Raw genomic sequence first — 11,452 nt, forward strand, 5'->3', positions numbered from 1 at the left:
ATGTTAAATCCGTCTACCAACAACCATACATTTAAGGGACCTCACCATGAAACCTATCGTCGCCACATTGCTTGCCACCGCCCTCAGTGTCGCTTTCCCCAGCGCCAATGCCGCCGAGACGCCCGCCAAGTCCGATACCGCGACCTACCGCACGATGACGCAAAAGGCCGCCGCCGATTACAAGGCAGCCTCGGCGCAGTGCAAGGACATGAGCGGCAACGCCCGCAGCCTGTGCATGGAAGAAGCGAAAGTCGTGCGCGCGCGCGCCGACCTGGCTGCGTTGACCGATTACAACAACACCCTCAAAGGCCGCACCAAGGCCCGCACCGAACTGGCTAACGCCGACTACTCGCTGGCCAAGATCAAGTGCGCCGACACCACCGGCGCCGAAAAAGACAGCTGCATGAGCAACGCCCGCGCGGTCCACACCGCGGCGCTGGCCGATGTCAAGGCCGACCGCAACCTGCAGGTCGCCAGCAGCGGCACCACCGATACCATGAGCCCGGTTACCCGCACCACCACCACCGATGCCACCAAGTCGGCGGCCGTGGACAAATGCGCCCAGGTAGCAGGCAGCCCGAACACCGGCTGCCTGGTCGATAACAACAACCGCGCCGCGGTCACCACGACCACCACCACCGGCGCCGTGGCCAACCGCACCGAAATGGCGGCCGACACCGCTGCCCAGCGCACCGCCAACGCGGTGGACAATGCCGCCGACAAGACCCGTGCCGCCGGCGCCGCCGTGGCTGCCAAGACCGAGCGCGCGATCGACACCCTGGCCGACAAAACCGAGCGCGCCGCCGACAACATGGCCAACAAGACCGACCGCGCAGCCGACAAATCGGGCGCCGTGATGGCCGATTCGCTCATCACCACCAAGGTCAAGGCCGACATCTTCAAGGAGCCTGAGCTGAAGTCCATGGCAATTCACGTGGAAACCGAAAAAGGCGTGGTCATGCTGAGCGGCTTCGTCGATTCCAAGGCTGATGCCGAGAAAGCCGTGCGCCTGGCCAAGAGCGTCGAAGGCGTCACTTCCGTCAAGAGCGCCATCAAGGTCAAGTAAGCCAAGCTCTTGCACTACCCAGGCCGGCCCGGCAAACCCGGGGCGGCTGGCGCAAAACAGCGGCCCCGTGCGGTGCGACGATGCGATTGTGTTGCATTGCCGCACTGTTCGGGGCTTTGTCGCTGCAATCCATGGCGCCAGACCCTGCCCAAGGTATAATTTTCCTGTGAACAGACTAGAAGCCTTTGGATATATTGCCGCGCAAGCCGCACGCGGGGAAATCACCCTCCCCACCAGCGTGAATGCCGCCTTGCGCCTGCAACTCGCACTCGACAATCCCGATTGCCATATTGAAGACGCCATCAAGCTGGTGCTGGGGGAGCCGCAACTGGCCGCGCGCACCGTCGCGCTGGCCAACTCGGCCGCTTTCAACCGCAATGGCGACGCCCCGATCACGAACGTGCGCGCGGCCGTCATGCGGGTGGGCTACCGCAGCTTGCAGACCCTGGTCGCCAGCCTCGTGGTGCGCCAGTTCGGCATGCGCATCGTCGATCCGGTGCTGCGCGCCAAGGCCGAGCAACTGTGGGAGCATACCGCCCACGTGGCGGCGCTGGCCCAGGTGCTGGCGCGGCGCGTTACCTTCGTCAATCCCGATACCGCCATGTTCGCGGCCATCGTGCACGAGGTGGGCGGCTTTTACCTGCTCTCGCGCGCCGATGAATTCCCCGGCCTGCTCGACGACGATCCCGAAAAATGGGCGGAGTTGTGCGAGGAAGTGGTCAGCCGCGAAGTGCTGAAAAAACTCGCCATTCCCGAGACCGTCACCCAGGCCATCCTGGCCCTGCGCGATGGCTGGCTCACCATGCCGCCGGGGACCCTGCTCGACACCCTGCTGCTGGCCAATCAGTTCGCACCCGTGCGCTCGCCGCTGGGCGTGCCGGAAGAGCCGCTGCCGGAGCATGCCGATTCGGTGCTCGACTTCGTCATCGACAACGATACGCTGCAATCGATCCTCGACGAGTCGGCCGACGAAGTCAAATCGATGAGCGCCGCGCTGCTGGTCTAACCAAGGCAATCAAAACACGGAACCAAAGCGCTTGTCCGGTTTCTAACCCCAGGTAAGGCGGGACACGGGGTCCCATGCCGGGGGAGCGATGAGGCGCATGACGCATGTTTGGTTTGGCGCTGCGGATGCCGATGCGGGACCAGGGCTGCCGTCCCTGCCGCGCGTGCTGATCGCGTGCGCCACCTTTCTTTTGCTGCTCATGTGGCCGCCGGCCGCCGCCGCGCCGGTCGCAGCCGCGCCGGCGGCTGTCACCGTGCTCACGGTGAACGGCGCCATTGGCCCCGCCACTGCCGACTACGTGGCACGCGGCCTCGAGCGCGCCGCGCAAGACCGTCACCAGCTGGTCATTTTCGCGCTCGACACGCCGGGCGGGCTCGACACATCCATGCGCGCGGTGGTCAAGGCCATTCTCGGTGCGCGCCTGCCGGTGGCCGTCTACGTGGCGCCCTCGGGAGCGCGCGCGGCCAGCGCCGGCACCTTCATCCTCATGGCCAGCCACATCGCCGCCATGGCGCCCGGCACCAACCTGGGCGCCGCCACGCCCGTGCAACTGGGCGGCCCGGGCTCCGGGGGCGATGACGCGCTGCCGGGCCCGGGCAGCGGCGAGCGCGGCGGCAAGGCCAAGGACACCACCAAAGATGGTCCCGCCGGGCGCGCCGGCAAGGCCGACCCCCGTGCCTCCACGCCCATGGAACGCAAACAGCTCAACGACGCGGCCGCCTACATCCGCGCGCTGGCCGACCTGCGCGGACGCAACGCGGACTGGGCCGAGCGCTCGGTGCGCGATGCGCTCAGCCTGCCGGCGGCCGACGCCCTGAACGCGCGCGTGATCGACTTTGTGGCCGCCGATGTGGCGGCGCTGCTGGCGCAGGTCGACGGCAGGCAGGTCGCGCTGCGCGCGGGCGCCGTGCCGGACGCCGTAACGCACGCCGTAACGGACGCCGTGACCCTGCACACGCGCGGCGCTACGCTCCACCACGCCGATCCCGACTGGCGCGCGCGGCTGCTGGCCGTGATCTCCGATCCGTCGGTCGCGCTGATCCTGATGAGCATCGGCATTTATGGCCTGCTGTTCGAATTCATGAGTCCCGGCGCGGTCGCGCCCGGCGTGGTGGGCGGGCTGTGCCTGCTGCTGGGCCTGTACGGACTGCACCTGCTCCCCCTTAACTACGCCGGACTCGGCCTGATCCTGCTCGGCCTCGCCTTCATGGTGGGGGAGGCGTTCCTGCCCAGCTTCGGCGTGCTCGGCCTGGGCGGCATGGCGGCCTTCGTGGCCGGTGCGCTGATCCTGATCGATACCGACCTGCCCGGATACGGCGTGCCGGCCGGCGTGGTGGTGCCGCTGGCGATCGTCAGCGCGCTGCTGCTGGCGGGCATGGCGGGGGTGGCGCTCAAGACGCGCCGGCGCGCCGCGGCCGGCGGACCGAACGCGCTGGTCGGCAGCCTTGCCGAGGTCATCGGCACGAGCGGGACCGACACCTGGGCCAACGTCAACGGCGAAACCTGGCGCGTGGCCGGCAGCGCCGCGCTGCGGCCCGGGCAGACGGTGCGGGTGCTGGCGCGCAAGGGGGCGCGGCTGGACGTCGTCCCGGTTAACGATGTCAAACAAGGAGAATAACGATGATCAATGGATTCGGGTTCGGTATCGGCACGCTGGTATTCCTTCTGCTCGTGCTGCTGGCGATGTCGGTGCGCATCCTGCGCGAGTACGAACGGGGCGTGGTGTTCCAGCTGGGACGCTTCTGGTCGGTCAAGGGGCCGGGGCTGATCCTGCTCATTCCCGTGCTGCAGCAAATGGTGCGGGTGGACCTGCGCACCATCGTGCTCGACGTGCCCAAGCAGGACGTGATTTCGCGCGACAACGTGTCGGTCAAGGTCAACGCCGTGCTGTACTTCCGCGTGATCGATCCCGAGCGCGCCATTATCCAGGTGGCCAACTTTCTCGAAGCGACCAGCCAGCTGACGCAGACGACCTTGCGCTCCGTGCTGGGCAAGCATGAACTCGACGACATGCTGGCCGAGCGCGAACGGCTCAACATCGATATCCAGCAAGTGCTCGACGCCCAGACCGACGCCTGGGGCATCAAGGTGGCCAATGTCGAGATCAAGCATGTCGACCTGGACGAATCGATGGTGCGCGCCATTGCCCGCCAGGCGGAGGCGGAACGCGAGCGGCGCGCCAAGGTCATCCACGCGGAGGGGGAACTGCAGGCGTCGGAAAAATTGATGCAGGCGGCCAATGTGCTGTCCCGGCAGCAGGGCGCGATGCAGCTGCGCTATCTGCAAACCCTGGGCACCCTGGCCAGCGACAAGAGCAACACGATCGTCTTTCCGCTGCCGCTGGACATGCTGGGCGGGCTGCTCGAGCGTGCGCGGGACAGGCCGTCCGCCGCTGCGCACAGCAGTCCGGTCAGCAGCCCGTACAGTTAATGCGCTGCCACGCCAGCCCGATCCACTCGTGGGTGGCGTAATACGAGCGGAACATGCCGCTCCAGCCGGGCACGAACATCAGCGGCGAGAGCGCGCTGCGCGCATAGAACATGGTCGGCGCCGGCACCACCTCCAGCCCGGCCGCCACAAAGGCGCGCTCGGCGCGCGGCATGTGCATGGCGTGCGTGACCAGCAGCACGCGCCGCACGCCGGCCGCCTTGAGGATGGCGGCGCTGCAGGCGGCGTTCTGGGTGGTGTCGGCCGAGCGCTCCTCGGTCCAGGTGACGGCGGTGCGGAAATCCTCGCGCAGGGCGCGCGCCATGGTGCTGGCCTTGGGTGGAATGCCCTTTTCCGGTTCGCCGTTGCCGCCGCTCACCAGCAGCGGCAGTCCGGTGGCGTGCTGCAGGCGGGCCGCGTAGCGCAGGCGCACCAGGGCCACCTCGTCGGGGATGTCGGCGCCGTATTCGGGGGCGGCATGTACATTGCCGGCGGCCAGCACGACGATGGCCTGGGCGCCGCTGGCACGGGCGTCGGCCAGCGGCGCCGTGAGCCCTTCGAGCGGCCGCACCAGCAGCAGCGAACCGGCGTTGGTCGACAGCACCAGCAGCGTGGCCCATCCCACCCCGCTGACGGCGCGCCCGCAGCGCGGCCAGCGCCGCCGCAGCGCGTAGCCTGCCAGGATCAGCACGATCAGGCTCATCGGCGGCACGAGCAGCACGCGCACGAGGATATCGATCATGCCGGCAGCGCGTTCAAGGAGCAGGGTTCACAGCGAAGCCCAGGCCTGGCGCAGGCCGAGCACGTGGACAATGCCGATCGTCATGCAAATGGCCGAGCTCCAGCCCCAGAAAACCGTGCTGCGGCCGGGCATCATGATCATCATCGGCACAACGGCCAGACCGCGCAGCACGTAGACGGCAGTAATGGCGCACAGGATAATGCGCAGCAACGGCAGGCGCGGCAGCACGCCGGCGCCGGACAGGGCATACGCCGCCCAGACCGTCAGCGCGACGCAAATGCCGAAGGTGACGATGGCCGGATACCACGAGCCTGATTCGGCCATTTGCGCCATCTTTTCGCCCGCGCCCAAGGCGCGATACCAGGCGGGACCGCCGACAATGCAGGCAATATGCAGCGCGGCGGCGGCGGCGCTGAGGGCGGCGCCGATCGTGAGAAAGTGGATGGATGCTTCGGGCATGGGTGGCAGGCAGGTCAGGTTGTCGCGACAATGCGGCGCGAAGGTTACTGTGTGCGCCAGGAAATTGGCTTTCAGCGTAAAGTCATTATAAGATTAACAAAATGCATTGTGGAGCAGAACATGAAATGGGAAGGTAATCGCGAAAGCGACAACGTGGAAGATGTGCGGGGTTCGGGCGGCGGCGGAGGTGGTGGCGGGTTCGGCTTCGGCGGACGCTCGGTCGGCATCGGCACGATCGTGATCGCGCTGGTGGGCGGCTGGATCTTCGGTATCAATCCGATGACCATTCTTAATATCATGAGTGGCGGCGGAGGCGCGGTGCCTGTGCAGCAGCAACAGGGCCAGGCGCCGGGCGTGCCGGCCAACGACCGCGGTTCGAAATTCGTGCGCGTGGTGCTGGCCGATACCGAAGATGTGTGGACGGCTTTGTTCCGCGAACAGGGCGGCACTTACCAGAAGCCGGCATTGCAATTGTTTTCCGGCCGCACCCAGACAGCTTGCGGCGCCGGACAAAGCGCGACCGGGCCTTTTTATTGTCCGGCCGACCGCAAGGTGTATCTGGACATGAGCTTTTTCCAGCTGATGGAAGAGCGCTTCAAGGTCGAGGGCGAGTTTGCCCAGGCTTACGTGATTGCCCACGAAATCGGGCACCACGTGCAGCATTCGATGGGCCTGACCGACAAGGTCGACGAGGCGCGCCAGCGCGGCACGGAAAAACAGGCGAACGCGATGTCGGTGCGCCTGGAATTGCAGGCTGACTGTTTTGCCGGGGTTTGGGCTTTCCATGCCAACCAGTCGCGTGCGATTCTGGAGCAGGGCGACGTCGATGCCGCGCTGAAAGCGGCAACGGCCATCGGCGACGACGCCTTGCAGCGCCAGTCGCAGGGCCATGTCGTGCCCGACTCGTTTACCCACGGCAGCTCGGAGCAGCGTGCGCGCTGGTTCAAGCGCGGCCTCGACGAGGGCAAGGTCGCCTCGTGCGATACCTTCGCCGCGCGCCAGCTGTAACAGTGTGACTAGTGGCCGGCGAGCGCTTCGGCGCCGGCCATCAGGGACTCGACCGCGCGCTCGAACACGGGCGCGTGTTCCATCGTGCGCAAGGTTTCGGACTGCATCGCCGCCAGCAGGGCATCGCGGGTGAAGGTGGACGGCGCCGCCTGGCCCTTGACCGAGAACAGATACAGGCTGCCGCGCGGGCTGACCGCATTCAGGCGCGCCGGCACGTAGCGCCCATCCACGGCAATCTCGAAGCCGGCGCCCGGCAGCGCCATGCCCAGCCATTCCTGTTCGTCGGCGGCGCGCGCGGCGCTCTTGCCGCCGTCGGTGTACAGCTCGGCGCGAATGCCGCGCTGCTCCAGCGCCGCTTCGAGCTGGGCGTGGCCGATGCTGACCGCATCCTGGCCCGCTTCGCACACACCGCCGAAAGCGGCGAAGTGCGCGCGCAGCTGGTCCAGATCCATGGCCTTTGCCGAGGCCGGCTGGCGGTTGCCCAGCACATCCATGTGGACCATCACCAACTGGTCGAGCGCGGCCTTGGAGACGGTCTCTCCCATGCCGATCGCGGCCAATCCTTCGCGTACCCGTTTGACCAGGCTGGGCAGCATGCGGACCATCTGGGCACGCTCCTCCATCGTATTTTTTTCCTGCGCGCTCCATACCAGCTCGGCCAGCATCGCCTGGCTGGCGGGCGCGTCGCTGCCCGGATGGACCAGGACGCGGCTCCACATATCGGTGACGAAATTGCCGATGCGCGGATCGACATCGAGCGGATCGAGCAGGGCGCCCAGGGCCGTGGCGGTGTCGCTGTGGCGGGCGCTGCTTGCTTCGACCGCGCCGAGGGCGTCGATGCAGCGCGCCAGGCCCACGTCGCCGCGCGGCAACAGGGTCGAGACGAACTGGTCGAGCCTGCGCTGGCCGTCGGCAAAGGTCGTCATGTCCGTGTCAAAGCGCTCCAGCACGCCGTCCAGGACCGTGTCGATTTCGTCTTCCAGCGCCGGGTAGCACGCCATGTCGGGCGTGATGCCGGTGGCGACGGTGCCGATCCGGTCGAGCAGGCGGCGCGCCGGATGCTGGGCGTCGTGCAGCATCGATGGGTCGAGCATGGCGGCGCGCAAAAACGGCACATGCAGGCGGCCAAGCTGCTGGCGTACGCCTTCGGGCAATTGCTCGTCGTGCACGATGGATTCGAACAGCAGACTCACCAGGTCGATGGTAACCCGGTCCGGCTCGCTGCTGGCGGCATCGGCCAGCTGGGCGCGCAGGTCGAGCGGAGCTGGCGCGGGCGCACCCCTGGCAGTGGCGGCCGGCTTTGCCTGTTGCATTTGTTTTAAGCGCGCATCGAGGGCGGTGCCGGGCTGGCCGTCCGCAGCAGGGGCCGGGGCGTCGGCATGGCGCGGCGGGCGCGCTGCCTTCGGCTGGTTAAAGACATTCCAGACCATTTCCTGCAAATCGGGCGCGTGCGGCTGCGCCGGGGCGCCGGCCGCCACGTTGCGCTGTTGCTGCATCATGCGTTGTAATTCCGGCAGTATGCGCGACTGCTTGGGCGGTGCCGCCTGCCCCTGCTGCGCCGGCTGGCTGTCCGCGCGTCCACCCGCCGCCACGCGGCCGATGAGCTGCTCGGCGGCCTTTTGCCAGGCAAGCCGCTCACGCTGGGCGCGCGTGAGCGCGCTCGGCCGGGCGGTCAGCTTGCTGGAAATCCCGCGCGATTTGAATACTTCTTCTATTGCAACGTAGTATCCTTGCAGGCAATGCTCCATCGCGACCGACAGTGTATCGAACAGCGCTTTGGATTGGGCCTCGTCCCTGACCGCTTCGCGCAGGGCTTCGTGCAGCGAACGGGCCAGCAAATACGGGCGGAATGGGTTTTCGCGTTCGCGCACCTCGCCGTCGCCGTGTAGCTGGGCGATCATCATGTTCAGGCGCCCGAGGCTGGGCTGGTCGGCATCGCGCAGGCGCATCACCAGCCGGTCGATCTCGATTTGCCGCGTCACGACGTCATCCTCGATGAGGGTCAGGTTGTCCGCACTGATCTCGTCCAGGCTGGCGCGCGTGTCCATGTACATGGTGTGCATGGCGCGTTCGAGGTAATTGGCAAAGTGGTGTTGCATGCGCGCTAACAGAAAGTTGCCTTGCTCGCGCAAGGCCTGGCGTGCATTCATCATCAGGCGCTCGTCGGGCCGGGCGGCGCCTTTCAGGGCCTTGTCCAGGATCGCCTCGGCTTCGGCCAGGGTTTTGGTGGCAAGGACGTGAAAACCCGACAGTGCGGGTTGTTTCGCAAGCTGGAACACTCTTTTTGGTATTTGCATGGCGTTTTTTGTGCTCAAATGGATGAGCTGCTCCGGGTTTCTGAAAGCCATGATAGCGCATTAGAGCAACAAAGTTGGCCTGAATGCACTGTTCAGTTGCATTTATTTAAGGAAGATGTATAAGATACAATGCCCGTTCGCGACCTTTATCTATGCGTGTTGGCGAACCGACCACATGTAAGATCAACCTTAGTATCCCAGAATGAAAATATTCGCTGAACTCGATGATGCGGTACTGAACAGAACTGTTCACGCCAGTAACGACCCTGTCGCGGTGGCCACAGCCATGGCCGCCCCGCTGCGGCCCGAGTCACGTCCTCTGCGCGTGATCGGGCGCGGCGATACGCTCACGGCGCAAAAAGTTGAAGTCGGCATTATCTTGCAAGCCATGCTGGGCACGGGAGGCGCTGCGGAGTATCTGGCGGACAACGCCGTGCATATCAGCGTGTCCTTGCGGGTGCTCACCAAACCGGCTTTGCGGCGCGGTCAACATGACGAGTTCGGCATTCCCACCGATCTGGAAGGTTAAGAAAGCGTTGTTTTCTGGCGATTGAACCGTTGTGACACTGGCGAACGCCGCTTCGTCACCACGGCAACACGGCAAAGTGCTCCACCAGAAAATCAAGTAGCGCGCGTACCGCTGGCGACAATTGCCGGCGCGATGGATAAATCGCATAAATCGTCAGCGCTGGCACGCGCCACTGCGGCAGCACGCACGCCAGCTCCCCGCTGGCCACCACCGGGTTCACCAGATAGGTCGGCAACATGGCGATGCCGCCGCCGGCCAGGGCCGATGCCAGCAGGGCGGTTGCATCATTGGCGCTGAAATAGCTGACCACGCCGACCTGGACCGCTTCCCCATCGCGCGCGAACGACCAGATGCTGCGTCCCACGTTGGCGTGGCTGAGGCAGCGGTGTTGTTCCAGTTCCTGCGGCGTGGCCGGCGCGCCATGCGCGGCCAGGTAAGCGGGCGAGGCCACCAGCAGCGAATCGCACTGCGCCAGCGGGCGCGCAATAAGCAAGGGCGACGGTTCGCCGCTGATGCGGATCGCCAGGTCGATCCGTGCTTCGACCAGATTGAGGGCGCCTTCGTTCAGATTCAGATCGATTTTCAGGCGCGGATGGCGCGCCGTGAAGCGCACCAGCGCCTGCGCCAGTTGCGCATGCCCGAAGGACAGGCTGCAGGTGACGCGCAACAGGCCGCGCAGCTCACCGCTGCTGGCGGTTTCCTCTTCCATATTCTCACTCAGCGACAGCATTTGCTGGCTGCGCCGCAAGCATGTTTCGCCGGCATCGGTGAGCGTCACGCGGCGCGTGGTGCGCTGGAGCAGGCGCGTGCCCAGCCACTTTTCCATTTCGGACACATAGCGCGTCACCATCGCCCGCGACATGTCGAGCTTGTCCGCGCTGGCGCTGAAGCTGCCGCTGCCGGCCACCTCGACGAAGACGCGCATTGCTGTGATTCGATCCATTTGTCCAATCCATGAAACAGTGATGTACAGTTTAACCCGTTTATCCGGACGAAAGAGGTCACTACACTGCAGGCTTCCTTAAAACAACTTTATCGGAGTCTGTATGTTTCGTACCACCACCATTGGCGCCGTCCTCACGCTGGTGTTTAGCAACGCCCTGGCCGCGCCCGCCCTGCAAACCAAGGTCTACAACGCCGATGGCGCCAGCTTCAACGTCAATTCGACATTGATTTATGGCGAGACCGAAGCCATGGTGATCGACGCCGGCTTTACGCGCGCCGACGCGCTGCGCATCGCCGCCAACGTGCTCGACAGCGGCAAGCAGCTCAAGACCATCCTGGTCAGCCAGGCCGATCCGGATTACTACTTCGGCGTCGACACGCTCAAGCAGATTTTCCCGAAGGCGCAAGTGGTCGCCACGCCGCAAGTGATCGAGAAGATCAAGGAAAAGATGGCGGCCAAGCTGGCCTTCTGGACGCCCAAGATGGGCGCCAACGCACCGGCGGCGCCAAGCCTGCCCACGGCGCTGCAGAACATGACCCTGACGGTGGATGGCCAGGCGGTGGAAGTGCGCGGCACGCAAGGCGTGCTGGCGCATCGCCCGTATGTGTGGATTGCGTCGACCAGGACGATCACGGGCGCGCTCGGCGTGTTCGGCAACCTGCATTTGTGGATGGCCGACGCACCAACGGCGGCCCAGCGCAGTGCGTGGAGCGCCCAGCTCGACGAGATGGCCGCGCTCAAGCCGGCCGTTGTCATTCCGGGGCATATGAAGGCGGGCACGCAACTGGACGAGAGCAGCATCGCCTACACCCGGAACTACCTCAAGAGCTACGAAAAAACGCTGGCAGCGAGCGGTAACAGCGCCGACGTGATTGCACGCATGAAGACGGCGTATCCTGACGCGCCGCCGGGCATGGCCCTGGATATCGGCGCCAAGGTCAGCAAGGGCGAGATGACATGGTAAGCGCGTAA

11 protein-coding genes are annotated in these 11,452 nt (G+C 65.6%); 7 read left to right on the top strand and 4 right to left on the bottom strand.

The window, feature by feature from the left end; all coding sequences use genetic code 11:
* Nucleotides 1–46: 46 nt before the first annotated feature.
* From CR152_RS14090 to CR152_RS14105, 4 genes are all read left to right on the top strand, one after another.
* Nucleotides 47–1,066 carry a BON domain-containing protein gene (locus tag CR152_RS14090; protein WP_099875472.1) on the top strand — a complete coding sequence of 340 codons (1,020 nt, stop codon included), beginning with the start codon at nt 47–49 and terminating at the stop codon, nt 1,064–1,066.
* A 166-nt stretch (nt 1,067–1,232) separates the two neighbouring features.
* Nucleotides 1,233–2,072, top strand: a complete 840-nt coding sequence (locus tag CR152_RS14095; protein ID WP_229413390.1) for an HDOD domain-containing protein — start codon at nt 1,233–1,235, stop codon at nt 2,070–2,072.
* 97 nt (nt 2,073–2,169) lie between these two features.
* Nucleotides 2,170–3,690, top strand: coding sequence for an NfeD family protein (locus CR152_RS14100; protein WP_229413391.1), 1,521 nt, complete (start codon nt 2,170–2,172; stop codon nt 3,688–3,690).
* Between the two features lie 2 nt (nt 3,691–3,692).
* Nucleotides 3,693–4,502, top strand: a complete 810-nt coding sequence (locus CR152_RS14105) for a slipin family protein (RefSeq protein WP_208640121.1) — start codon at nt 3,693–3,695, stop codon at nt 4,500–4,502.
* Here the strand turns inward: CR152_RS14105 and CR152_RS14110 are convergent.
* Both CR152_RS14110 and CR152_RS14115 read right to left on the bottom strand, forming a co-directional pair.
* On the bottom strand, nt 4,483–5,241 hold the full coding sequence (locus CR152_RS14110; RefSeq protein WP_099875474.1) for a YdcF family protein: 759 nt from the start codon (nt 5,239–5,241) through the stop codon (nt 4,483–4,485). The two genes, CR152_RS14105 and CR152_RS14110, sit on opposite strands and share 20 nt — an antisense overlap.
* Before the next feature lie 27 nt (nt 5,242–5,268).
* Nucleotides 5,269–5,700, bottom strand: a complete 432-nt coding sequence (locus CR152_RS14115) for a hypothetical protein (RefSeq protein ID WP_099875475.1) — start codon at nt 5,698–5,700, stop codon at nt 5,269–5,271.
* 120 nt (nt 5,701–5,820) lie between these two features.
* Here CR152_RS14115 and ypfJ point away from each other — a divergent pair, with 120 nt between their 5' ends.
* Nucleotides 5,821–6,708, top strand: coding sequence for a KPN_02809 family neutral zinc metallopeptidase (ypfJ, locus tag CR152_RS14120; protein ID WP_099875476.1), 888 nt, complete (start codon nt 5,821–5,823; stop codon nt 6,706–6,708).
* Between the two features lie 8 nt (nt 6,709–6,716).
* On the opposite strand, the gene CR152_RS14125 is transcribed toward ypfJ, so the two are convergent.
* Nucleotides 6,717–9,005 carry a DUF1631 family protein gene (locus CR152_RS14125; protein ID WP_157778481.1) on the bottom strand — a complete coding sequence of 763 codons (2,289 nt, stop codon included), beginning with the start codon at nt 9,003–9,005 and terminating at the stop codon, nt 6,717–6,719.
* Between the two features lie 202 nt (nt 9,006–9,207).
* Here CR152_RS14125 and CR152_RS14130 point away from each other — a divergent pair, with 202 nt between their 5' ends.
* Complete coding sequence (locus CR152_RS14130) at nt 9,208–9,534, top strand: hypothetical protein (RefSeq protein ID WP_157778482.1); 327 nt, start codon at nt 9,208–9,210, stop codon at nt 9,532–9,534.
* Nucleotides 9,535–9,589: 55 nt separating this feature from the next.
* Here the strand turns inward: CR152_RS14130 and CR152_RS14135 are convergent, their stop codons facing one another.
* Complete coding sequence (locus tag CR152_RS14135; protein WP_099875479.1) at nt 9,590–10,477, bottom strand: LysR family transcriptional regulator; 888 nt, start codon at nt 10,475–10,477, stop codon at nt 9,590–9,592.
* Between the two features lie 103 nt (nt 10,478–10,580).
* On the opposite strand from CR152_RS14135, the gene CR152_RS14140 reads away from it, so the two are divergent.
* Nucleotides 10,581–11,444 (top strand): MBL fold metallo-hydrolase, encoded by an 864-nt coding sequence (locus CR152_RS14140; protein WP_099875480.1) that lies wholly within the window; start codon nt 10,581–10,583, stop codon nt 11,442–11,444.
* The last annotated feature ends 8 nt before the right edge of the window (nt 11,445–11,452 follow it).

The sequence above is a fragment of the Massilia violaceinigra genome (assembly GCF_002752675.1).
In the GTDB taxonomy this organism is placed as follows: domain Bacteria; phylum Pseudomonadota; class Gammaproteobacteria; order Burkholderiales; family Burkholderiaceae_D; genus Telluria_A; species Telluria_A violaceinigra.

Excerpts from the sequence above, each read along its gene's own strand:
- CR152_RS14090 (WP_099875472.1), top strand. The coding sequence starts at position 47 with ATGAAACCTATCGTCGCCACATTGCTTGCCACCGCCCTCAGTGTCGCT.
- CR152_RS14100 (WP_229413391.1), top strand. The coding sequence starts at position 2,170 with ATGACGCATGTTTGGTTTGGCGCTGCGGATGCCGATGCGGGACCAGGG.
- CR152_RS14105 (WP_208640121.1), top strand. The coding sequence starts at position 3,693 with ATGATCAATGGATTCGGGTTCGGTATCGGCACGCTGGTATTCCTTCTG.
- CR152_RS14110 (WP_099875474.1), bottom strand. The coding sequence starts at position 5,241 with ATGATCGATATCCTCGTGCGCGTGCTGCTCGTGCCGCCGATGAGCCTG.
- CR152_RS14115 (WP_099875475.1), bottom strand. The coding sequence starts at position 5,700 with ATGCCCGAAGCATCCATCCACTTTCTCACGATCGGCGCCGCCCTCAGC.
- ypfJ (WP_099875476.1), top strand. The coding sequence starts at position 5,821 with ATGAAATGGGAAGGTAATCGCGAAAGCGACAACGTGGAAGATGTGCGG.
- CR152_RS14125 (WP_157778481.1), bottom strand. The coding sequence starts at position 9,005 with ATGCAAATACCAAAAAGAGTGTTCCAGCTTGCGAAACAACCCGCACTG.
- CR152_RS14130 (WP_157778482.1), top strand. The coding sequence starts at position 9,208 with ATGAAAATATTCGCTGAACTCGATGATGCGGTACTGAACAGAACTGTT.
- CR152_RS14135 (WP_099875479.1), bottom strand. The coding sequence starts at position 10,477 with ATGGATCGAATCACAGCAATGCGCGTCTTCGTCGAGGTGGCCGGCAGC.
- CR152_RS14140 (WP_099875480.1), top strand. The coding sequence starts at position 10,581 with ATGTTTCGTACCACCACCATTGGCGCCGTCCTCACGCTGGTGTTTAGC.